We start from the raw sequence: 24066 nt of genomic DNA on the forward strand, positions 1-24066 counted from the left end.
TGATTTTTGAAATGGGGGAACGTCTATGCTAGAGGTAAAACTTCATGATATCGGAGAAGGAATGACAGAAGGTGAAATTATTCATTACCTTGTTAAACCAGGAGATCGGGTGATAGCTGACCAGCCGCTTGTAGAAGTGCAGACGGATAAGATGGTGGCAGAATTGCCCTCACCTGGAGCCGGTACAATAAAAGAAATTATTATTAGTACAGGCACAACCGTAGCTGTAGGTACGACGCTGCTTTACATTGAAGGAGAAGGAAGCTTAGAACCTGTTAGTGAAGGCAAGGCATCTGAAACTCCTAAAGAAGAAGTTCCGGTGCTATTAAAGGAGAATAATGAGTTTGTTTCTTCGTTTAATCGCGTATTAGCTACTCCCTATACACGCAAAATTGCACGCGATCACCATATCAATATTGAAGATGTTACACCATCGGATCCCTCTGGAAGGGTAACAGAAGAAGATGTATACCGGTTTATGAAGGGAGAACAGTTAGCAGAGAATGAAGCTGTATCGACTATTTTAGAGCCAGAAATCCTGGCAAAGCCAATATCGCCTGATGAAATTCCGTTCCAGGGTATACGCAAACAAATCGCGAAGAAAATGACAAAATCCCTCTTTACGATTCCGCATGTGACCCATTTTGAAGAAGTCAATATGACAAAACTTCTGAAGCTGCGGGAGGAATTAAAGAAGGAAGGCGTTCATGTATCGGTGCCTGCTTTCTTCATGAAAGCCCTGGTCTTTGCTTTGAAAGATTTCCCTGTATTTAATGCAGAGCTCGATGAAGAAAACGATAGAATATTGCTAAAAAAAGAGTACCATCTTGGCATGGCAGTAGATACAAAAGAGGGCTTAATTGTTCCAGTTATTCATCATGCTGATACGAAATCAATAAAACAAATCCATGATGAAATGAAACGCTTAAATGAAAAGGCGAGAGACGGCAAGCTTGTGGCTGCTGAAATTCAAAACAGCACATTTACTGTTAGTAATGTGGGCCCGCTTGGAAGTACAGGTGCAACACCAATTATCAACTATCCGGAAACAGCACTGATCGCTTTCCATAAAACAAAAAAAGTACCAATCGTGACGGAGAATGATGAGATTGTTATTGGACATGTGATGACATTGTCCATGTCTTTTGATCATCGTGTTGCAGATGGTGCTACTGCGGTTGCATTTACAAATCGTTTTGCTAGTTTAATTGAACAGCCAAACAAACTGATGCTGGAGATGATATAGATGGTCGTTGGAGATATCAGTCAAGAAAGAGATTTGGTCATTATCGGTGGCGGCCCCGGCGGATATAGTGCGGCCATTCGTGCTGCGCAGCTTGGTTTATCTGTAACGTTGATTGAGCAAGAAAAACTTGGCGGCGTTTGTTTGAATAGGGGCTGCATTCCGTCTAAAGTGTTTACATATGCTGCGAAAAAACAGTCAGAAACTGGGCATATGAAAGAGCTAGGTCTTTTCGTTGGGGAAACATCATTTAACCTAAACAAGCTGCTTTCCTATAAATCGAAAGTGACTGATCAACTCAGAAGTGGTGTAGAAACACTTTGCAAAGCCAATAAAGTGGAAATAATTAAAGGGAAGGCAGGATTGATTGGAGAAGATCGGATTGGTGTTGAAAATGGCCACCAATTTGATATTTATACGTTCAAGCAAGCAATTATCGCTACAGGTAGTAGCCCTGTGTTGCCAGAGGGATGTCCCAAAACCAATAAGCGTATGCTGCTTTCTCAGGAAATATTTGATTTGCAGGAGTTGCCCGAGCATTTAATCGTTTATGGCCATGATTATATATCGCTAGAAGTGGCTTCAAGCTTTCATGCATTAGGGGCTCAAGTGACAATTCTATTGGAAGACACAGATGATTTTATATTTGATAGTTCTATCACTAAGGAATTGAACCGGTTACTGAAGAAAAAGAAGATAAAGGTCTACAAAGAAGCGAAGATTTTGTCAGCCGAGGAAACAGAAGCAGGTATAGATGTAAGGTTCAGAACGCAAGGAAAAGAAGAGGATGTTTCAGGTACACATTTGTTCGCAGCAGGGAACAGGAAGCCGAATGTAGAGGATCTAGGGCTACAACGATTTGGTATCGAGCAAAATGTAAATGGGTTTATAAAGATTGATCGAAATATGAGGACAACAGTTCCCTCTATTTACGCGATCGGGGATGTGACGGAAGGTCCACTTCTCGCAGTAAAGGCAATCAAGCAAGGCAAAGCCGCAGTAGAATCGATTGCTGGTGGCAATCCGGAGGTAGATTTAGCATTCCTACCAACCATTGTTCATTCCATTCCGCCAATTGCTTCAGTTGGTTTGACTGAACAGCAAGCCCAAAATCTTGGAATCGATCTTCGTGTAAATCAATTTGCATTGGGGAGTAATGGCTATGCCATGATTACTGGCAATAAAGATGGCTTTATTAAAGTAGTGACAGATGCTTCAAATGACTTTATTTTAGGCATTCATATGATAGGAGAAGGAGCGGTTGAGCTATCAAGCGCATTTGTTCAACTATTGGAAATGGCAGCGAAAGAAGAGGATGCAAAATTTCCGGCCTTTGCCCACCCTAGTATGAATGAAGCCCTGTTAGAAAGTGTGGAAGGGCTTATTGGCCAGGCAATCCATACTGTACCAAAGGGAAAAAGGCAAAAGGAAAGTTCCTTGAGCTTTATTAGGTAAAAGATTTTCCACAGAGGGCAAATTTCATTTGACAGAATTTTGCTCTTTGGTTTAAGATAATTGTAATTCAAACGGACGAGAGGGTGACCCAACTAAATGATTTACTAATCCTATGATTGAAAACACACAAATGAAGGTTTTAAGTAGGCGGACACCGCTTCTTTTTGATGCCTTCAATTGTCATTTTCAGAATAGGATTGTATTTCTATAGTTGGATTGAATGGTCTCTTTATAGGCTTATTTAATGATCCTCTATTATGAATGCCTCCTATTCTGCATAAAATAGGAGGCATTTTCTGTCTCCAAAAGGAGATGAATTTATGCAGGTATTAAAAGCGGGACAAATAAAACATTATGTAAAAGATCGTTTGTTGTTGGATATTACAGAACTCGAGGTGCAACAGCATGAACGGATTGGGCTAGTTGGACCGAACGGAAGCGGAAAGACGACACTATTACAGATTTTAGCTCAGAAAATAACGCCTGATAATGGGTTTGTGCATCAATATGTAGAGTGTGAGTATATTCCGCAATTAAAGGTTGATGTCACAACCAAAAGTGGTGGAGAAGTCACACAAGAATATATTCAAAAAAGCCTCAATCGAAATTCAGGCTTACTGCTATTAGATGAACCGACAACTCATTTGGACCTTTCTCATATCAGCTGGTTGGAAAAAAGTATGAAAAGCTGGCAAGGAGCATTTATTTTAGTATCACATGACCGGACATTTTTGGATGCTCTCTGCACGAGTATATGGGAAATAAGAGATGGCCAGCTGACAAAATATAAAGGCAATTATAGTGAATATGTAAAACAAAAAGAAGTGGAAAAGAATCAAGAGCAAGCGGCATACGAAAAGTACGTAAAAGAAAAGAAACAGCTTGAAGAAGCTTTAATATTAAAAGAAGAAAAAGCAAAAAGAGCCACAAAAAAACCGAAAAAGCTGAGCTCCTCAGAAGCTAGAATTACTGGAACAAAGCCATACTTTGCAAAAAAACAAAAAAAGTTATATCAATCTGCTAAAGCCATTGAAACGAGAATAGAAAATCTTGAAAAAGTGGAAAAGAGCAAAGAGCGTGCCCCTATAAAAATGGATTTACCTCATGCAGATTTAGTGAATGGACGTATAGTCTTTCGATTTGAAAACGTGGAAGGGTCTTTCGGGGAAAGAAAGCTATGGAAAAAAGCAAGCTTCTTCATACGAGGCGGCGATAAATTAGCAATAATCGGAGCAAATGGAACAGGGAAAACAACACTCCTCAAAAAAATAATGGCAAGAGATGCAGGCATTTCGATTTCTCCCTCTATTCAAATGGGCTATTTCAGTCAGAAACTCGATATATTAGACACCGAAAAAACAATCCTAGAAAACGTGCAATCTACTTCTAAAAGAGGGGAAGACCTAATTCGTACAGTTCTTGCACGCTTGCATTTCTATCATGATGATGTGTATAAACCTGTTGGTGTATTAAGCGGGGGTGAACGAGTAAAAGTAGCGTTCGCCAAATTATTTGTCAGTGATCTAAATACATTAGTGCTAGATGAGCCGACTAATTTCTTAGATACTGAAGCGGTAGAAGCTTTAGAATCACTCCTGCAAGATTATGAAGGCACGATTCTTTTTGTATCGCATGACCGTCAATTTATTGAAAAGATTGCTACTCGAATATTGGAGGTTAAGAAGCAGAAGATCCATATTTTCGAAGGTAGTTATCCGCAATATGTACAGCAACAAAAGCCTAAAAAAGATAATTCTAAGTCTGACCAGCTTCTCTTATTAGAGACAAAAATAACAGAAGTGCTCAGCCGCCTAAGTATTGAACCGTCTAGTGAATTAGAGATGGAATTTCAAAGGTTGCTGAAAGAAAAAAGGGAATTAAAATAGCTCCGTAATTGGTAGTCAGAAGAAAAAGCTACTATCAATCCTAACAAATTTTATAAAATATGTTTTAAGCCTGCGACAGCGGGTATATATAAAATACAAGGGAAAAACAATACTACAACGAAGGGGACTGATAGACATGAAGTGTTTAACAGCGACTGCAGAAGATGTATTGGAAAACACCTTGTACGGGGAATTTAGTTTCCGGGCGAAAGGAACACTCGTCCTGAACCGTTATATTTAGCGCTAGAATTATTTTCTAGTAATTTCCCTTGAATCCCGCAACTAGTGGGATGAAAAAGGCGCTACTCAATCGAGTAGCGTCTTTTTCGTTTGTGGTGATATTTAAAAGTTACAAATCAATGATAAATCAGATTTTGAACTGGTTCACATGTTCTTGCAACTCTTCCGCCATCTTAGAAAGCGCCAAAGCAGAAGAAGAAATTTCCTCCATTGATGCCAGTTGCTCTTCAGAAGCAGCAGCCACGTGTTGAGTATTTGTCGCGGAAGTTTGTGCTATTTGAGCTATATCTTCCATAGTGGCGTTGATTTGTTCAGCGCCTGCTGACATTTCTTCAGAGATAGCTGTAGACTCTTCTATTTTGGTAGAAACTTGTTCTATTAATTTCATAATCTCTTTAAAGCCAGTTTCAGCTTCATGTACGACAGTCATGCCGACTTGCACTTCATGTGTTCCTTGTGTCATAACATCTACTGCACGTGCCGTATCATTTTGAATTTTGCTGATCAATTGAGCGATTTGGTCAGCGGATTGCTTGGATTGTTCAGCTAATTTTCGTACTTCGGCAGCAACTACTGCGAAGCCTTTGCCATGTTCGCCAGCTCGAGCTGATTCAATCGCAGCGTTTAGTGCCAACAAATTTGTTTGATCGGCGATTGAAGTTATCACTTCAATAATATGGCCAATTTCTTCAGAATGGCTGCCCAAATTTTTGACGACTCTAGCAGAATCATCTACTACATCTGTAATGGTGTTCATTTGAGAAATCACTTTTTTCAACGAGTCATGGCCATTATTAGCTTCTTTTAATGTATCGCTTGATAGTTCAGAAACTTGTGCTGAAGATTCAGCTACTTGTTGAATACCTACTGTCATTTCATTCATTGCACTAGAGCTTTCCATTGCACCTTGGCCTTGCAGTTCTGCACCGCTTGAAATTTCATGGATGCTCGTTGCAATTTGGTTTGTCGCCAGTGAAGTTTGTTCAGCGCTAGCAGTTAATTCTTCTGCTGAAGAAGCAACTTGGACTGCATTATTGTTTACTTTATGAATTAAACTACGAAGGTTATCAGTCATCAAATTGAATGATTGAGCTAAATCACCAATTTCATCTTTATTTTTCACTTGAATAGGCTCAACAGTTAAATCACCGTCTGAAACGCGCGAGGTTGATTGTGCAATGGCGATGAGTGGCTTAGATATAAGACGGCCGATGAACCATGCAATGGTAATGGAGATTATAACTGCAATGATGCCGATGATAATTAACACGTTTATTGTATGTTTTACTGTGTCTGATGTTTCTTTGTTACCTTTGTCCAGAATATCATTTTGATAATCAGAAAGCTTTTTTGATTGCTCATTAATACGAGTTACAATATCTTTTCCTTTTGAAGTCATTAAAAGATTTGCTTCTTCTGTTTTCTTTTGTTTTTGAAGTGCAACGACTTGCTCGGAGAGTTGGTTATATTCATCTTCAATATTATTTAAATCACTTAACATTTTCTTAGCTTCAGCAATCTTAAATCTACTTTGTAGATTATTGTACTTATTTTTAAAATCCTCGCGTGATTGTGTATATTCTTGTAAAGCTTGATCAGTCCCTAAAAGTAAATAGCCTCTTAAACTAGACATTTCTTGCTTTACGGCAACCTGTAAATCTTTAATATCCACAGCTTTTTGTGCTTTGTCTTGCAAGAGGAAGCTATAACTATCATTCACTGAACGAAGTTGGGAAAAGCTTATTGCAACCATAGCAATTAAGATCGCAATTACTACTCCGAAACCACCGAGAAGTTTTCGGTTAATGGTCCATTTCATTTTCATCATCCTTTTCTACTATGCTTTATAGCATATAATTTTAATTCTATTGGGAATTTGTTGTTTTCTTAAAACAACAAATCTTTTGACCTATTTTATGCTTTGTGGTGCTATGTACAAAGTTATTTATGTTTTGTATATACTCTTTTTTCAATGAGAAAAGCATCTTTATATAGTTATTAAGTCAAATTGCCCAGCAACTTTTCTATTATAATAACATGTTATTAAATTTACAATATTTTTAAATTGGAAGCTAATATTTTTATTCTTTGGAATGTTTCTGGAAAAATACTTATTACTTTTTACTATTGAATGAACATGGTAGAATAGTTTAACGTACCGATCGCCTTTTGGGTATATTGGTCCAAAACGCTATACATAGAGACAACTAGGGGAGAAAAATAACATGAAGAAGACCAAAAGTATAGGTTGGAGATTGTCAGGGGTTATTATAGGGCTGTTTCTAATATTGTTCCTGATATATTCAGTATTAGTAAGTATCAATTTATATCAAAAAAGTATCCAAGACTCAGAAAAATATGCAAAAGAGCATTCAGAACTATATGCTGCGGAAATTTCTGAACGATTTGAGGCCACAGAAGAAACAATAAAGGCTACAAAACATGCGTTAGAAGCACTGGCAAATGATCATAAACTAACAGCGCAATCAGTTTTAAGTATTATGAAGCAAAACTTAGATAATACTACGCAGCTTACCGGCATATCTGTCATTTTAGAAAAAAATATCGCGCCTAAAAAGAATTTAGTAGATCCTAAGTTATTGGATGAACATGGCCGATACATCCCGTATATGTTAAAAAATAACGAACAAGTTAATGTTGTACCAGCAGTCGGATATGATAATGAAGAGATGAGTAAATGGTACGCTATTCCTAAAAATGAAGATCGTACTGTATTAACGGAACCACAGGAGTTTAAAGTAGGAAATGAATCTATTTATGTGGCTTCTATAGCTGCGCCTATTTATACAGAAGATCATCAATTTGCAGGTGTAATAACAGCTGGAATTTCAATGGATTTCTTAAATGAATTGGTTAAGGACATGAAGCCTGATGGAGGTTATGCAAGTATTATCACAGACAATGGGACTGTGGTAGCGAATAGTATTAACCCCAAAATCACTGGAACCAATATGGCGAATGCAATTAATTGGAAACCGGTAAAAAGCCAATTGGCAAAAGGTGATATACCAAGTCTGTATGTTGATTCAAAGCAATTAAAAGAACAAGCCTTTAACGCATTTGCACCCATAAAAGTCGAGGGAGCAGATGAGGTATGGAGCGTGCAGTCGGTAGTTCCTAAATCAAGTATTCTGGCTACGTTTAAATCTATTTTAACTCTAACAATCATTGCAGGTGTTATTATCATCATCCTGATGGCAGCTGTGTCGTTCTGGTTCATTCATCATCAATTGAAACCTCTTGCCAGCTTAAGAAAATCCATTGAAAAAGCAGCTTCAGGTGATCTAACTGAGAAAATAGATGAATCGCAAATACGTCCGGATGAAATTGGGCTTGTAGCTATAGCGTTCAATGATATGTTAGACCAAACAAATGAAGTCATTGGCACGGTCAAAGAATCTACTTCGCGCTTGAATCAAACATCTACGAACGTGCATCGTGCATTTGAAGAGGTTTCAGCGGCGAGCGAAGAAGTGGCAGCAGCAGTAGAACAGATTGCGCAAGGTGCCCAACAACAATCAATTGATGCAGAAAATACAAATCAGCAAATGGTGGATCTTTCTTCACAGATTGATGCATTAGCAGCACTTTCTGCAAATATGGATCAGTTGTCACTGAAATCAGCTCATTCTACTAAACAAGGAATTAAGCAAGTAGAATTACTTCGTAATCATCATGAAACCACTAACGATATGAACAGTAAAGTGGAAGCTCAAATTTCAGTTCTATCCCATAAGATGGCAGAAATTAATGCGGTCATTGAATCCATCCAGGGCATTACAGCACAAACTAATTTATTGGCATTGAATGCGAGCATCGAAGCTGCAAGAGCAGGGGAGCATGGCAAAGGATTCGCGGTTGTGGCAGAAGAAGTAAGAAAGTTGGCTGAGCAATCACGTACAGAAACAGAAAGTATTCAGCATACAGTGCAAGAAATTTTGAATGAAACAGCTCAAACAGTTTCGCTCATTCAACATAATATAGAATTGATGGAAACAACCAATCAATCTGTCTCTGATACCGAGACAACGTTTATGGAAAACGCGTCAGTAGCAAAAGAAATGGGCGGCTCCATTGAGCAATTGTCCAAGAAGCTAGAAGAAATGCTGACATATAAAGAAAGAGCAATGGAAGCAATTCGCAATGTAGCGGCGATTTCAGACGAAACGGCTGCATCAGCGGAAGAAGTGAGTGCATCTGCTGTCCAACAACAGCAAGAAATGGAGCATGTGTCAACTTCTACTGAGCATATGAAACAAATTGCCAGTGAATTAGAAGATGTTATTGAACGCTTTAAATAATTGAACAGAAAACCGCCTATTCCTATTTGGAGTGGCGGTTTTTTGATTTCTTTCTAATGAACTATTGAAAAGCAAAAGACTTATCCGATATTAAAGGTAACTAATTATGCATGCTAATTGTAGGGAGGAATCTGTCTATGCGAATTGCTTCACAGATGCCGCCGGTCGATCCGGCTATAGCAAATACACCTTTAACAAAAAATGCGAATGAATCAACGGAAGAAAGTTTAAATCAAAACAAAGAAAATGACATACCAAAAGCAACTTTCCAAAAAGCAATTGACAAGTTGAATGAGTTCATGGAGGTACATAATAATAACTTGAAGTTTGTCTATCATGATGGATTGAAAGAGTATTATGTCAAAGTGGTCGACTCGAAAACAGATGAAGTGATTCGTGAAATCCCATCTAAACAAGTATTAGATGCTTACTACGAAATGCAAAAGATTATCGGAAATATAGTAGACGAAAAGATTTAAGGAGTGAATGAAATGGCGAACAATATATCAAGTTATTCATATTTACAAACAAGCGGTAGTCGTATAACTGGTTTAGCATCCGGTATAGATACGGAATCTATGGTAGAAAAACTAATGCAAGCGCAAAGTATCCAAATGGAAAAGCTTGTACAACAAAAGCAAAAATATGAATGGCAACGCGATGCTTATCGGGAAGTAAATACTAAATTTTCGACGTTTGAAAAAACATTGTTCGATAATTTTGGTCTTCAAGGAAAGTATCCAACGAAGACAGTTAATGTATCAGATAGTACAAAAGTATCTGTTACAGCTTCTGCATCAGCGAGCGGATCACTTTCAATTGAGAGTGTGACACAGCTCGCTACGGCGGGTCGAGCAATCTCTTCTACGGAAATTACAGTCACAGGATTAGAAAATAAAACAACACTAGGCAGTGATGGTGAACTTTCTTTTAAACTAAGTGAAGATGGCGAGAAAAAGACTGTTAGTTATTCATCTACTGATTCCGTAGAAGACTTAATAAAAAAGTTAAAAACAGCAGGTTTAACAAATGCAAAGTTACTTGGTGGAAAGTTAGATTTAGGTCAAGAAATATACGAAAGTAGCGATAATAATTTTGTAGAAGAATTAAATAAAAAAACTAGTACCTATACGGCAGACAAAAATACAACTCTCTCACAATTAGGTGCTTCTTCGGGGAATCATAGCTTGACGTTGAAGGTTCTTCAAAATGATGGCTCAATGAAGGAAGTTAAGATTGGATATAAAGACACTGATACTATTTCTGACTTTACAAGCAAACTAAATAAAGAGGGACTAACAGCAATTTTTGCGAACGGAAAAATGTCACTTACAGTAAATGCTACTGGAAAAGCAGAGGGAGGTTCAGTTCAATTTGTTAGTGAGAGTACGTTAGATGAAAACGGAGTAGAAACTGAAAAGACTTTAACAAATAAAGGGATTATGCAAGCGTTAGGCTTTGGTTCAGAACAAACAAATGAAATTGTAGAAAGTGGAAAAAATGCACAGTATAAAATAAATGGCATTAACATGGAAAGTACATCAAACCAAGTCTCCATTTCTGGCTACACTATTACATTAAAGCAAGCTTTTATCGAAGATCCTACTAATGCGAATTTGAATACCGTTAACATCAGCTCCTCAACAGACACTGATGCCATGATGGGTAAAATGAAAGATTTCATCAACTTGTATAATGATCTTATTACGTCATTGAATGATAAAATTGGTGAAGCTAAGTACAAGGACTATCAGCCGCTTACAGATGCACAGCGTTCTCAAATGTCTGAAGATCAAATCAAAAGATGGGAAGAAAAAGCAAAGTCTGGCGCCATTCGCAGTGATTCTATCGTTCGTAATGCGCTTTCCAATCTGCGTAGCACTCTGTATAACGGAGTGGATATGGGCGATGGAACAAAGAAAGCTCTTTTCGAAATCGGTATTACTACAACTAATACCTTTACTGATGGCGGAAAATTAGAGATCAATGAGGACAAGCTACGAGGAGCTCTAACAAAAGATCCGGAAAGCGTTATGAAACTCTTTACCCAATCTGATACAGGGATAGTCGCTCAAATGCGTAAGATTTCACAAAATACTGTAAAAACGATTGAAGAACGTGCTGGTAAGGCCTCTTCAGTGGATAACACGTATACGATTGGTAAACAGCTTGAGGGTCTTACTGATAAAATTGCTGATTGGAAAGATCGTTTAAAAACAATAGAAAATCGTTATTGGAAGCAATTTTCGGCGATGGAGGATGCCATCGCACGTGCAAATAGCCAAGCCTCTTATTTCGCCCAATAGATATATATGAACTTTGTAAATAAAAAGGAGTTGTCCAACTTGCAAGCACAAAATGCTTATAATGCATACAAACAAAATAGTGTCACAACCGCCTCTCCTGGTGAGCTAACACTTATGTTATACAATGGCTGTCTGAAATTTTTGCATCAAGCAAAAAAAGGAATTCTTGAGAAAAATATTGAAGTGAAAAATACTAATCTTATTAAAGCTCAAAATATCATCAAAGAATTAATGTCTACATTAAATATGGATTTGGCTGTTTCAAATGAAATGTTGCCACTTTATGATTATATGAATCGCCGTTTAATGGAGGCGAATATAAAAAATGATCCTTCCATTATTGATGAAGTGGAGAGCTTAGTGGTAGAGTTCCGTGATACATGGAAAGAAGTCATTAAGTTTAACCGCCAAAAACAGTTTGTAGGAAATCAATTATAATGGATTTGCTTCAGCAACTATTGCAAGTATCTGCACAGCTTTTTAAACATTTGTCCGAGCTGCCGCCGGATAAAGAGCGGGATGATTATTTACAAATAACAGAACGTTTATTAGATGAACGAGGAGCTATTATTGAGAAACTACAGCAGTTGGAAGTAAATCCACTGCCGGGTCATCCGTTTGAAATGCAGTTGCGTGAGCTAGATGAAAGAATCCGAAAACGTTTGAAAGCCCAGAAAGATGAAATCTCAACAGATATAAAAAATCTCCATTTATCTAAGAAATCTGAAAGAAGTTACGTTGATCCTTATGCGAGTGTCCGTGTGATGGATGGTAGCTACTTTGATGGTAAGAAGTAAAAGTAATTACTCTAGCGAAGGCTGCTGTTTTTGCTAGAGTCTTTTTTAGTTCTATTCTTCATATTGTCACTCTCGTTATAATAGAAACAATTTAGTAGTAAAGGTGTTGGAAAGCGTTATGAAGTTTAAACGTACCGAGTCATTTCGGCATATATTTGAGAACAGGATAACTTCAAAGTATAAAGTAATAATGGACGGAACTGTACAGGATTTTTCTTCTGCCTCAGAATTTTGCCAGTTAGTCGATTTAAGCCCCAGCGGTGCGAGGATTGCTTTAAACGATAATTTACCAATTGAAGGCAAAGTTTGTGTTATTGAGCTTCTCTTTGTCTTACATGCCAAACCTATTGCTGTACATGGTGAAGTGAAATGGAAGCGTCCTGCTTTTGGCCATTATCATTATGGTATAGATTTAGAAACCGATGAGCTGATTGAAACGCTGATAATTTCAGAATTAAAATTACGTCGTAAACAAGAAATCATTGACAAAAAACAGCAAATATAAATGTAGACTATTCCCGTAGAGAAACAAATCTTTACGGGATTTTTCATTTCTTAAATAAACCAGTTATTCTAACATTACCAATTTCTCTTCCGATATAATAGAAGAGAGACTAAGAGAGACTATATAAATAACATTCCATAAAGGGGGATTCATATGCGTAAATCATTTGTGGCTATGGGACTTGCAGCTGTATTAATCGCGCCTACATTTTTGTCTGCTGCTAGCAAGGAAAGCATAGAAGCACAAGCCGGTACTGACATATCAACCCATGCTGATATTACGATGGTATCCAAAAAAACAAGCAAAAAAGCTAAAGCAGTTATTAATAAGATTAAAGCGATTAAATCTCAAAAAGCTGACTACATCCAAAAAACAAAAACTGCCAAAAGTGCATACGATAAACTATCGAAAAAAGACAAAAAGTTAGTTGCGAATTATTCAACTTTAAAAAAGCATTGGGCAAAAATACAGCCAGCTCTTAAGAAAGTAAAAAAGCTCCAAGCTGACGTCGCTAAATTAACTGATAAAAACTACAGAACAAAAGCTGCTCCGTTGAAAAAGACCTATGATAGCATGAATGCAGCAACCAAAGCGGCTGTCCCTGCTACTACGGTAAAAAAATTAAATCATTATAACACTGTTACAAGTTCATATCGCTTAATGACTCTAGCGACTGCGGAGGAAACAAGTGAAGCTACAAAGGCAAACAATGGTCCCAGAATATATGACTTTTTAACGTCGTATAATAAGCTTTCTGGCGCTCAAAAAAATCTGTTAGACCATTTAATGAGTCCAGAAGAGAAAAGTAAATTAAATGGTTATTTAACTCAAGCTGACACAATTAAAACAGCTGCCACACTGGAGAAGAAATACGCAAGTTTGAAGACATCCAGTAATACGTATGGAAAAGATGCTGTTGCTTTGTATTGGGAATATAAAAAAGCAACTCCAGAAAACTCTCTAGTGGCGAGTTTTATGCCAAATGCTACATCAATTGATAAACTAAGTAATATTTATGATAATCAAATAAAAGCAGCTGAGTCTTTTACGAAAGACGTAAATGATATTGATGAAGCCGTTTCACCTACACTCATTAATATTCAAAATGCTGTCGATAAATATAAGTTAATAAGCAAAAAAACAGCAGGCTCTCCAAATAGTTATCCTAAATTAGCTCCACTTGATTTGGTAGATAAAAAGATAGTAGCTATCTATAAAAAGTACGAGCCTATACCAGGTATTGTAGATGGGATAAACAAGTTACCGGATTTGACTACTGTTCATTTAGAAACAGCACAAATAGATAACTTAATTGATCAGCTTGCAAAATATAAAAAGCTCGGAGCGGAGCAGAAAGAGATTGTTCAAACAAAAATAGATTCCAAAAAGCCATATCTTTTAGAAGAAAAGAACGTAGCTAGCGCACAGGCAATTGATAAAGAGTACGAAGCCACACAGAAGAAAAAAACAAGCCCTAGTTACTTAGCGGACTTGCAAAAAGCCTATGATGCATATAATAATGTCTCAACTGATGTGAAACGATTTGTAAAAAACGCTAAGGCAATTGAAAAAATACCTGAAATTACAAAAGAAGCGAAAGAAAAAGCAGCTGACTTTACTAAATCGGTCAATGATTTAACAGCAGATACAACGTTACAAGACCTGAAAAAAGTTGTTGATAAGTACAACACCATGTCTAACGCAAAACCGAATCAAACAGCACTAGTGGATAAAGACGTGCTTAAGACATACAATCAATATGCTGGGATACCTCAAGTTGTTGCAGCATTCAAAAAAATTCCGGATAAGACATTGAGTAGTACTTACTACGGCTATTCAACGAAGAATATTGCCGATCTTTTATCTGTTATTAAAACGTATAAAAAACTAGGCACGCCACAAAAAACGATTGTAGATAGTGCCACACAGACACACAAGCCAACGATTGATGTGCTTGGTGGTGAAGAAGCTAATATAAAAGAAGCGCAAGCATTGGATAAAGCATATGCTAAATTGAAAAAATCGAGTAAAACGTATCCGAAAGATGCCAAAAAAGTATATAGTGACTATGACGATGCATCTCCTGAAATGCTAAAATATTTAGTGAATGGATCAAAAATAGCGGGATTAGAAGCAACTTATAAGAAAGAAAAAGATGTTGCTTCATACTTTGAAAAGAAGGTTAATCAATTGAACCGAGAAAGCAAAGCCGTACAAGATGTTCTCCCAGCAGTTACTTACTACTTAGCAAATGTTGAGCCTTATACTAAAGTTAGCAGTCTTGTCGACAGTAAAATCATGAAAAAGTATAAACAATACGAGCCAATTGCAGATATTATGCAAATGTTTAATTTGATTAAAATAGATGATCCAAATGATATTTCTCCTACTAATATCGAATATATACAACAAGTTATCAAAACGTATAAAAAGTTAGCAACTGATCCGAAAAAAGTAATAGATGATGCAGACCGTTCTAAATATAAGTTTTTACAAGATGCGGATGAAATTGCTCAAGCTGCAACAATCGATAAAGCATTCGAGAAAATTAAGCCTACTGATAGCAAGTATGAAGTGGATGTTTTGAAAGTCTACTATTCTCTTTATGATCGTGCACCTTCACAGGTGAAAAAATATGTAGCTAACAAAAAGGCCTTGGAACAAGTGGGTACAAGATATATTCCACAGCTAGCTACTGCAAGAGAATTCGAGCAAATGGTAAAAGATCTATGGGAAATCAGCAATAAAGGATATACACCTGGCTTGTTGGATGTAAAAAGAGTGAAAGATTTCTATGTAAATAATGTGAAATATAACATGATCAATGCACAGTATAATGTGCCACTAACAACTATTTTAGATCCGACAATTATGGAACAATATCAGAAATTCGAAGATATCTTGACGATTCAGGATATCGCCAAAAGCATATACGTACAATATGGAAGGTTTGTTGAAGGGGAAGGTTATGCTTCGAAGGATAAACTAATCAATAAAAATGACCTAAAAAGCATTAATAAGGCAATAGAGCTTTATAATCAAATGGATTCTCCTCAAAGAGCCATTATTAGTAAAGCGCCAAGGTACGCAAATGACCACACATATGAGAAAACACATAATATTCCATATGATCCGAACCGTGTATTTGTTGAAAATGAAATTATTCGTCCGTCAATCCCGCTGAGTGATGTAGCGATTCAGAATTTCCTAGAAGCACAAAAAATTAATGAGGCGTATGAAGCGTTAAATCCATCTAATTCTAACTATAGAGATGGGGCAATTGCCCTTTACTACAGATTTATGCATGCAGGGACGAACGTTCAGGCTTATGTTATTTACTCTGACGAAATTAAGGGTTTTGAAAAACTGTTTAATGCAAAAGTAATAATGGACGAAATTGATGACTTTATTCAAGCGGTGAACGGATTGTCTAAGAGTAGTTCTTTCAGTGGTGTTGAGAATGTGGTCAACAAGTATAATGCACTAAATGAAGTGCAGAATTCTCTATTAGATAAGCCAACGTTAACAAAATATAATAGCTATGCTCCGTTAGTAGAAATGGGGGGGAATATAGCTAAGATAAACAAGGATGGTAAGTATAGCAATAATGATATTCAACTAATGCTTTCCACAATTGTCATTTATAAAAAATTGTCGTTAGATCCAAAAGCTATTGTTTCGAATACAGATTGGAAAAAAGAATTTTTAACCGAAGAAACACCAATCAAACAAGCTCAAAAATTAGATAATAGCTATCGATCACTTGATCCAAATAGCAAAAAATATGGGACTGATTTGAAAAAACTGATACAGGAGTATAAAAAATTGTCAGATACAGTGAAAAAATATGTAGTGACGAATTTTAATAGTATCGAATCAGGAGGGGAGTACACAACACCAAAAATAGCCGCTGAAGAATTTGAAAGGGCTGTTAACAGTTTAAATCCAGACAGTCCATATTCTGACGTGGAGACAGCGGTGAATTTGTATCAAGGACTTGATAAAAAAGCCTTAACATATGTCGATAGCAAAGTGCTAGCAGTCTACAATAAATACGCACCAATTGTGACAGTTGTAGTTGATTTGGGGGCTCTAGGTATCAACGTTAATGACGCTTATATTGATAAATTGTCGCAAGCGATTGCTCTCTATGAAAAGTTAGGTAAGGATCAAAAGGCCATTGTTGATAGAAAAATTGCTAACAATGAAACACAAAAAGACCTGTTAAATGAAGGCGAAAATCTTAAAGCTGCTAAAGAACTTGATAAAAAGATTCTAGCTATTACACCCGGAAAGTCTGGATATACAAAAGCAGTTATTGAAGCAAGTAAAACATATGACGTTATGTCGGATAATGCAAAAAAATATGTGAAGAATATAAACAAATTAAAACAGTATCGCCAAGATAAAAATATTGAACCCGCCATTCAAAAACTTACTGAATTTGAGAGTGGAGTAAACGTTGTAGAGGAAATGTCTGCAGATGAAACAAATAATAATAATGAATATTGCTCAGGGGATGCAAACGCTACTTGCACTAAAATTATAAGTAAAATGAAGGATCTTGATGGGCTGTACAAAGACCTGAACATACCAAAGCTTATCAAGGGAGAAGAGATCAAATTAAGTACACTTATTGACCGCAAAGCGTTACAACGCTATCAATATTTCTATGCAGTGTATGATATTAAAAATCAGTTGAATGACCTTTGATGATTTTTAAGCAACAAGATTAATGTTCCGAAACTAGACCTATAAATGGAAAGTAACCAAACGAGAAGGGCAGCATAAGCTGTTCTTCTTTTTTCTTTATTTAGGCCAAGTAATACAATATGTCCAGATAGAAGTGATGAAGAGTTTGTTTATCCATTTCGAGTTTAAATGAACCCCCTCAACTTTATTTTGTAATTTCTTTAAAATATCAAAAATATATCATTTTGTTCTATATCTAAGTCCCAAGCAATATACTTTAGTGGAAATAAGACAAAATAGTGGCAGAACACAATAACAACATCAAAAAAAATTAATTAATTATGTGTTTTAAGAAGGGTTTTAACGGGCATTGTAGAATAATATTAGTATGGTTGATTAAAGGAGGAGTTTACATGCTAACATTTAACATTCGTGGTGAAAACATTGAGGTAACTCCAGCAATTCGAGAGTATGTTGAAACAAAGCTTCAAAAATTAGAACGCTATTTCAATGAAGATCTTAATGCGATTGCTCATGTAAATTTAAAGGTTTACAATGACAAGAGTACGAAAGTAGAAGTAACAATTCCTATGAAAAGTTTAACTTTACGTGCAGAAGAGGCTAATGATGATATGTATGCTGCAGTTGACTTGATTATTGGCAAGTTGGAACGTCAAATTCGCAAGCATAAAACAAAAGTTAATCGTAAATTCCGCGATCGTGAAGGAGTAGGCATTTACTTTGCAAATGTTCAGACTGAAAATTCCCCTGGAGCAGTGACTGATCCGAATGATTCAGAGGAAGAACTATCAGTTGTCCGTACAAAACAACTTTCCTTGAAACCTATGGACGAAGAGGAAGCCATTCTACAAATGAACTTACTCGGTCATGATTTCTTTATTTACACAGATGCAGAGTCAGACGGCACAAATATTGTCTACAAACGCAGAGATGGTAAATACGGACTGATTGAAACTAGTTAAGATAATAAATTCATAGTATTTGCTTTTTAGATAAGCCCAGCAGGAGCAACCTAATGTTTGCTCAGCTGGGCTTTTGTGTGATATCCTTCATTATCAATTTTTGAAATCAAATCTTTCCTTCTATGTATTTCTTTTAAAAGAAATTAAAGATTGATTTTTCAATTTATTTACTTTACTGTTAAGTTATCATTACTGTTATATGTTAAGTGAACGCTCACAGTAGATGATTTGATTCATCACACTGAATAGATTTGTAAATTTCAATTCTGTATATCTTTTTTCCTTGTATTATTTGTTTAGGAATAATAGATTTTTACTAATTGTTCATTTGCTTTAAACGTTCAGACAGTGTTAAAATGAAGGTTGAGACTATATAGGATGTGAAAATCAATGCCTAGCATATTAAATAAAATTTTTGATCCAAATAAAAAAGAATTAAAACACTTAGAAAAAGTTGCAAGTGCAGTCGATGCATTTGCTGAAGATATGGCTAAATTAACAGATGAAGAATTAAAAGCAAAAACGAATGAATTCTACGAACGTTTTTCTAACGGCGAAGATTTAGATAAAATTCGCCCTGAAGCTTTTGCAGTTGTTCGTGAGGCATCTAAACGCGTTTTAGGCATGTACCCTTACCCAGTTCAATTAATGGGGGGCGCAACGCTTCATGAAGGGAATATTGCTGAGATGAAGACAGGGGAAGGTAAAACGTTGACTTCCACTTTACCTGTTTACTTAAATGCCCTTACTCATAAAGGCGTGCATGTTGTTACAGTCAACGAGTACTTAGCAAGCCGTGATGCTGAAACAATGCGTCCATTATATGAATTTTTAGGTTTAACAGTTGGATTGAACTTGAATAACATGTCAAAAGATGAAAAAAGAGAAGCTTATGCTTGTGATATCACATATAGCACAAACAACGAACTTGGCTTCGACTACTTGCGCGACAACATGGTGCTTTATAAAGAAGAACGTGTTCAACGCCCGCTGCATTATGCAGTAATCGATGAAGTGGACTCCATCTTAGTCGATGAAGCCCGTACACCTTTAATCATTTCTGGTCAAGCGAATAAATCAGCTGCCTTATACAAACAATCAAACGCGTTTGTACGCACATTGAAAAAAGATGAAGACTACAATTATGATGTAGAAACTAAAGGCGTTACAATGACAGAACAAGGGATTGAAAAAGCAGAGAGAGCTTTCAATATTGATAACTTGTTTGATTTAACGCATGTTGGTCTAAACCATGCCATTAACCAATCGTTAAAAGCGCATGTTAGTATGCACTTGGATGTTGATTATGTGGTACAAGACGGTGAAATATTAATCGTTGACTCATTTACAGGACGTATTATGCAAGGCCGCCGTTATTCAGAAGGATTACACCAAGCCATCGAAGCAAAAGAAGGCGTGGAAATTCAAAACGAGTCTATGACCATGGCGACTATTACGTTCCAAAACTATTTCCGTATGTATGAAAAGTTATCTGGTATGACAGGTACAGCTAAAACGGAAGAAGAGGAATTCCGCAATATTTATAATATGAATGTTGTTGTGATTCCGACTAACAAACCAATTGCACGTGATGACCGTCCGGATTTAATTTATGCATCTATGCAAGGTAAATTTGAAGCGGTGGCAAATGAAATTGCAGACCGTCATCAAAAAGGGCAGCCAGTACTTGTTGGTACAGTTGCTATCGAAACATCAGAATTAATCTCGCATTTATTAGCAAAACGCAGCATTCCGCACAATGTCTTGAATGCGAAAAACCATGAGCGCGAAGCAGAGATTGTTGCAGAAGCAGGTCAAAAAGGCGCTGTAACTATTGCAACAAACATGGCTGGTCGTGGTACAGATATTAAACTTGGTGAAGGCGTACTTGATTTAGGCGGATTAGCCGTTATTGGTACAGAACGTCATGAATCACGCCGTATCGATAATCAGCTGCGAGGCCGTGCTGGACGTCAAGGTGACCCTGGTATCACACAATTCTATCTTTCTTTGGAAGATGAATTGATGAAACGTTTCGGCTCAGAAAGCATGAAAAATATGATGACAAGATTAGGGATGGACGATACACAGCCAATCCAATCGAAAATGGTATCCAAAGCCGTTGAATCTGCTCAAAAACGTGTAGAAGGTAATAACTTCGATGCGCGTAAACGCTTATTGCAATATGATGATGTCTTGCGTCAACAACGTGAAATCATCTATAAAGAGCGTTATGAGGTTTTGGAAACAGAGAATATGCGTGGCTTAGTTGAATCAATGGTAGACGAAGTACTAGTTAGCGCAGTTCATTCATATACAACTGAAGAAAATCCAACTGAATGGAATCTAACAGGACTAGCAAGTTTTGTAGGTGCTAATTTGCTACCAGAAGGCGTTGCTACTGTCGATTCATTCAAAGGGAAAACACAAGAAGAAATCATTGAATTCCTTCGCACTGAAGTGAAAAAAGAATATGACCGAAAAGAAGAAGAACTTACGCCAGACCGCATGCGCGAGTTTGAGAAAGTTATCTTGCTTCGTGCAATTGACTCTAAATGGATTGACCACATCGATGCAATGGACCAATTGCGCCAAGGTATTCATTTACGTGCGTATGCTCAAACAGATCCGCTTCGTGAATATCAATCAGAAGGCTTTGCGATGTTCGAAGCAATGGTAGAAGCAATCCGTTCTGACGTTGCTCAATATGCAATGAAAGCAGAAATCCGCAGTAATCTTGAACGTGAAGAAGTAGCGAAGGGTGAAGCGGTAAATCCGAAAACCGATGAAAAGACTTCTAAACGCAAGCCAGTCCGTAAACAGCAAGAAGTAGGTCGTAATGATTTATGCCCATGCGGTAGCGGTAAGAAATATAAAAACTGCCACGGTGCTGTATAAAGAGTAAAAATAGTGGGATTCTTTATCTCCCGCTGATGAGCTCTTACTGCCCGTAATGTGGGTTAAAATGAATGATGTAATTGGCAAAAGGAGCTGTTCAAAATTTGAACAACTCCTTTATGTCTTTTCATAGGTATAGTTGTAGAAAATTCTCCCTTCTATAAGTATACTTACAGTGAATAACATCCAGCCTTAGTTGTTGAAAATTGGCCAAGATGCGTGATAAATTATTGAATATTTAATGTAATTGGAGGAACAAATTATGATGGAATTATCAGATGTTCGGAACGACCTTGATGGGACGTCCACAAAATTAGAAGACTTTAGGGGGTCTCTTTGACTTAGAAAACAAAGAGGCGCGGATTCAAGAATTGGATGAAATGATGCTTGAGCCATCTTTCTGGGATGATCAAAACAATGCGCAAAAAATTATCAGTGAATCCAGAGGTTTAAAAGAAATCGTCAACGAATTTCACGAATTAGTTGAAACGCAAGAAAACCTTGAAATGACACTGGATTTATTGAAAGAGGAACCAGATGAAGAATTGCAGCAAGAACTTTTTAACGAGATGGATGAGTTTAAAAAACGCACCGAGGATTTCGAACTGCAATTGCTTTTAAGCGATCCTTACGATCAAAACAATGCCATTGTGGAACTTCACCCAGGTGCAGGCGGTACCGAGTCCCAAGATTGGGGGTCTATGCTTTTGCGTATGTATACGCGCTGGGCAGAAAAACATGATTTCAAAGTAGAAACATTAGACTACTTGCCAGGCGATGAAGCAGGGTTGAAGTCTGTTACACTCGCAATTCGTGGACATAATGCATACGGTTACCTGAAAGCCGAAAAAGGCGTTCATCGCCTTGTACGTATTTCACCATTCGATTCCGCGGGACGTCGACATACTTCCTTTGTGTCTGCAGATGTTATGCCGGAGTTTACTGATGAGATTGCTGTTGAAATTCGTTCAGAAGATTTAAAAGTAGATACGTATCGTGCATCAGGCGCAGGAGGACAGCATATCAATAAAACAGAATCCGCTGTCCGTATTACTCACTTGCCAACAGGTGTTGTGGTAGCATGCCAGGCTGAACGCTCACAAATTAAAAACCGTGAGAAAGCGATGAATATGCTGCAGGCGAAATTGTATCAGCTAAAAGTAGAAGAGCAGCAAGCTCAGCTAGATGATATCCGCGGTGAACAGAAGGAAATCGGCTGGAGTAGCCAAATCCGTTCATATGTATTCCATCCGTATTCAATGGTGAAAGACCATCGCACCAACACAGAAACCGGTAATGTCCAAGCGGTGATGGATGGCGATATTGACCAGTTTATTAATGCATATTTGCGCTCACAATTATAAAAACTGTAAGTTATGAATAAATAATACGCCCGAGCGGATAGACTTTTGCAAGGTCTCATCTGAACGGGCGTATTTTTTGCTAGTAGCGGTGTTGTCTCTTTCTATTTTGGGTATTGAGACAAAATATACCAAACGTTTGTTCTTAAATTTACTTGCTAAATGAGCAACTCGAATATAAAATAAAATAAGAACGTTTGTTTTCTATGGAGGTTGTTGGCGATGTTGAATTTATCGAATGAAGCAATTCATAGGTTAGAGCAGGCCATTTACTTGCCAATGGTGCTGCAAATTCTAAAGCGTGATAGCAAGGAATTTGAGCAAGGGCATTTTAAATTAAAACAACCCTATATAAGGCTGCTTGAACAGACAACCAAGCGAGTCCACAAAGAACTGGCTGAGACGAAACGTTATTTGGCTATGCATCAGCTGCAAGTATTCCGCGGGGAGCGAGATGATCTATTCTCCGAATACATTTTTATCAATAAAAGAGCCCAAGATTGCCGCCGATACTCGAATATTCGGCTGCGCAATCATGTGGAAGAACTGTTAACTCACTATTTATCTAAGTCATAAGAAACAAGCCGCGCTCTATAATTGAACGATTGTCCATTTTTTGATGTCTATTAATCACCTCGTCCATATGACGGAAATAAAGGATGGAAGCATAATATTGCTGCCTTGAAAGTGTTGTAAAACTTAATTGTTCCTCTATATAAACTCCTTTTTTGAAATATAAGCCCATTTCTTGTTTATTCATCATAGTATGTCCTCTAAAATTTTGCCACAAAATCCATGCGTTATGCTTTTTCTTAGGTGATGCAGTCGGAAAGAAAATATATGGCTGTAAAAGAGCCGTTAAGATGATAGGTAGTTTAATAATTGTGTCTGATTTGGCATGTTCGTTTACTTTGCTAAATACGTAATTTGAATATTCCAGTGATACGTCCAATGAAGTGCCGAGTGAAGTACAAATATAATTAATCAATCGGGTCACGGTACACGAGACGATGTATTGACGATTGAGCTCAATAACAAGTGAATAATTTCGTTTGTCTACCAAAATAGGCTTAAGCATGCAAATATCCGGTGTGAGATAAAATTCATGAATTTTTATAATTTCCATTTTTATTCCTCCTAGTATGTTGGTGGATTCAAAGACTAAATTTACGGGTATATAATGATCTCAACTACACTATTTCTATAGATAGATGAGAAAGTAAAAAAGATTGCATATTCATGTTGTTTTTCCTATACTAACAAAAAGTATTTCAGGAAATAAAACAGAGAAAAGTGCCATATCATTGGTCGTTCTTCTCTTTTTGTTGGTAGAATGAATACTTTGCTTGGGCCATATGAGGGTAAAATTAAACTATTT

The 24066-nt window shown here is 37.1% G+C and carries 16 protein-coding genes; 14 read left to right on the top strand and 2 right to left on the bottom strand.

Features of this window, described 5'->3' with window-relative positions; all coding sequences use genetic code 11:
* Window positions 1-25: 25 nt before the first annotated feature.
* The 3 genes from AC6CHJ_RS02600 (at window position 26) to AC6CHJ_RS02610 (ending at window position 4584) form a co-directional block, all read left to right on the top strand.
* Window positions 26-1246: a dihydrolipoamide acetyltransferase family protein gene (locus AC6CHJ_RS02600; RefSeq protein WP_498287199.1), complete on the top strand. Its 1221-nt coding sequence runs from the start codon at window positions 26-28 to the stop codon at window positions 1244-1246.
* Window positions 1247-2698, top strand: coding sequence for a dihydrolipoyl dehydrogenase (gene lpdA, locus AC6CHJ_RS02605; protein WP_498287200.1), 1452 nt, complete (start codon window positions 1247-1249; stop codon window positions 2696-2698).
* A gap of 320 nt (window positions 2699-3018) precedes the next feature.
* Window positions 3019-4584: a Vga family ABC-F type ribosomal protection protein gene (locus AC6CHJ_RS02610; protein WP_498287201.1), complete on the top strand. Its 1566-nt coding sequence runs from the start codon at window positions 3019-3021 to the stop codon at window positions 4582-4584.
* 367 nt (window positions 4585-4951) lie between these two features.
* Here AC6CHJ_RS02610 and AC6CHJ_RS02615 read toward each other — a convergent pair whose 3' ends face one another.
* Window positions 4952-6643: a methyl-accepting chemotaxis protein gene (locus AC6CHJ_RS02615; protein WP_498287202.1), complete on the bottom strand. Its 1692-nt coding sequence runs from the start codon at window positions 6641-6643 to the stop codon at window positions 4952-4954.
* A gap of 406 nt (window positions 6644-7049) precedes the next feature.
* Between AC6CHJ_RS02615 and AC6CHJ_RS02620 the strand changes: the two genes are divergently transcribed.
* From AC6CHJ_RS02620 to AC6CHJ_RS02670, 11 genes are all read left to right on the top strand, one after another.
* Window positions 7050-9146 (top strand): methyl-accepting chemotaxis protein, encoded by a 2097-nt coding sequence (locus AC6CHJ_RS02620; protein WP_498287203.1) that lies wholly within the window; start codon window positions 7050-7052, stop codon window positions 9144-9146.
* Between the two features lie 137 nt (window positions 9147-9283).
* The gene (locus AC6CHJ_RS02625) at window positions 9284-9625 is read left to right on the top strand and encodes a flagellar protein FlaG (RefSeq protein ID WP_066784695.1); all 342 of its coding nucleotides are present in this window, start codon (window positions 9284-9286) and stop codon (window positions 9623-9625) included.
* A gap of 12 nt (window positions 9626-9637) precedes the next feature.
* Complete coding sequence (fliD, locus tag AC6CHJ_RS02630) at window positions 9638-11452, top strand: flagellar filament capping protein FliD (RefSeq protein WP_498287204.1); 1815 nt, start codon at window positions 9638-9640, stop codon at window positions 11450-11452.
* Between the two features lie 6 nt (window positions 11453-11458).
* Entirely contained in the window at window positions 11459-11890 is a 432-nt protein-coding gene (fliS, locus tag AC6CHJ_RS02635) for a flagellar export chaperone FliS (protein ID WP_498287205.1), read from the top strand.
* Entirely contained in the window at window positions 11890-12249 is a 360-nt protein-coding gene (locus AC6CHJ_RS02640) for a flagellar protein FliT (protein ID WP_392994964.1), read from the top strand. Before fliS ends, AC6CHJ_RS02640 begins: the two co-directional genes overlap by 1 nt.
* A gap of 118 nt (window positions 12250-12367) precedes the next feature.
* Entirely contained in the window at window positions 12368-12754 is a 387-nt protein-coding gene (locus AC6CHJ_RS02645; RefSeq protein ID WP_392994962.1) for a PilZ domain-containing protein, read from the top strand.
* Window positions 12755-12907: 153 nt separating this feature from the next.
* Complete coding sequence (locus AC6CHJ_RS02650) at window positions 12908-17467, top strand: hypothetical protein (protein WP_498287206.1); 4560 nt, start codon at window positions 12908-12910, stop codon at window positions 17465-17467.
* A 392-nt stretch (window positions 17468-17859) separates the two neighbouring features.
* Window positions 17860-18429: a ribosome hibernation-promoting factor, HPF/YfiA family gene (gene hpf / locus AC6CHJ_RS02655; RefSeq protein WP_249775524.1), complete on the top strand. Its 570-nt coding sequence runs from the start codon at window positions 17860-17862 to the stop codon at window positions 18427-18429.
* Between the two features lie 390 nt (window positions 18430-18819).
* Window positions 18820-21327 (top strand): preprotein translocase subunit SecA, encoded by a 2508-nt coding sequence (gene secA / locus AC6CHJ_RS02660; RefSeq protein ID WP_498287207.1) that lies wholly within the window; start codon window positions 18820-18822, stop codon window positions 21325-21327.
* Window positions 21328-21592: 265 nt separating this feature from the next.
* A protein-coding gene (gene prfB / locus AC6CHJ_RS02665) for a peptide chain release factor 2 (protein ID WP_147195101.1) occupies window positions 21593-22691 on the top strand; the annotation gives its coding sequence in 2 pieces (ribosomal slippage) (window positions 21593-21664 and window positions 21666-22691; 1098 coding nt in all).
* Between the two features lie 219 nt (window positions 22692-22910).
* Entirely contained in the window at window positions 22911-23264 is a 354-nt protein-coding gene (locus AC6CHJ_RS02670) for a YhjD family protein (protein WP_066784719.1), read from the top strand.
* Here AC6CHJ_RS02670 and AC6CHJ_RS02675 read toward each other — a convergent pair.
* Window positions 23254-23814 carry a competence protein ComK gene (locus tag AC6CHJ_RS02675; RefSeq protein ID WP_150283706.1) on the bottom strand — a complete coding sequence of 187 codons (561 nt, stop codon included), beginning with the start codon at window positions 23812-23814 and terminating at the stop codon, window positions 23254-23256. The genes AC6CHJ_RS02670 and AC6CHJ_RS02675 overlap by 11 nt on opposite strands.
* Between the last annotated feature and the right edge of the window lie 252 nt (window positions 23815-24066).

Source organism: Rummeliibacillus sp. GQ308 (genome assembly GCF_059759115.1).

Coding starts and splice junctions, on each gene's coding strand:
- AC6CHJ_RS02600 (WP_498287199.1), top strand. CDS start 26: ATGCTAGAGGTAAAACTTCATGATATCGGAGAAGGAATGACAGAAGGT.
- lpdA (WP_498287200.1), top strand. CDS start 1,247: ATGGTCGTTGGAGATATCAGTCAAGAAAGAGATTTGGTCATTATCGGT.
- AC6CHJ_RS02610 (WP_498287201.1), top strand. CDS start 3,019: ATGCAGGTATTAAAAGCGGGACAAATAAAACATTATGTAAAAGATCGT.
- AC6CHJ_RS02615 (WP_498287202.1), bottom strand. CDS start 6,643: ATGAAATGGACCATTAACCGAAAACTTCTCGGTGGTTTCGGAGTAGTA.
- AC6CHJ_RS02620 (WP_498287203.1), top strand. CDS start 7,050: ATGAAGAAGACCAAAAGTATAGGTTGGAGATTGTCAGGGGTTATTATA.
- AC6CHJ_RS02625 (WP_066784695.1), top strand. CDS start 9,284: ATGCGAATTGCTTCACAGATGCCGCCGGTCGATCCGGCTATAGCAAAT.
- fliD (WP_498287204.1), top strand. CDS start 9,638: ATGGCGAACAATATATCAAGTTATTCATATTTACAAACAAGCGGTAGT.
- fliS (WP_498287205.1), top strand. CDS start 11,459: ATGAACTTTGTAAATAAAAAGGAGTTGTCCAACTTGCAAGCACAAAAT.
- AC6CHJ_RS02640 (WP_392994964.1), top strand. CDS start 11,890: ATGGATTTGCTTCAGCAACTATTGCAAGTATCTGCACAGCTTTTTAAA.
- AC6CHJ_RS02645 (WP_392994962.1), top strand. CDS start 12,368: ATGAAGTTTAAACGTACCGAGTCATTTCGGCATATATTTGAGAACAGG.
- AC6CHJ_RS02650 (WP_498287206.1), top strand. CDS start 12,908: ATGCGTAAATCATTTGTGGCTATGGGACTTGCAGCTGTATTAATCGCG.
- hpf (WP_249775524.1), top strand. CDS start 17,860: ATGCTAACATTTAACATTCGTGGTGAAAACATTGAGGTAACTCCAGCA.
- secA (WP_498287207.1), top strand. CDS start 18,820: ATGCCTAGCATATTAAATAAAATTTTTGATCCAAATAAAAAAGAATTA.
- AC6CHJ_RS02670 (WP_066784719.1), top strand. CDS start 22,911: ATGTTGAATTTATCGAATGAAGCAATTCATAGGTTAGAGCAGGCCATT.
- AC6CHJ_RS02675 (WP_150283706.1), bottom strand. CDS start 23,814: ATGGAAATTATAAAAATTCATGAATTTTATCTCACACCGGATATTTGC.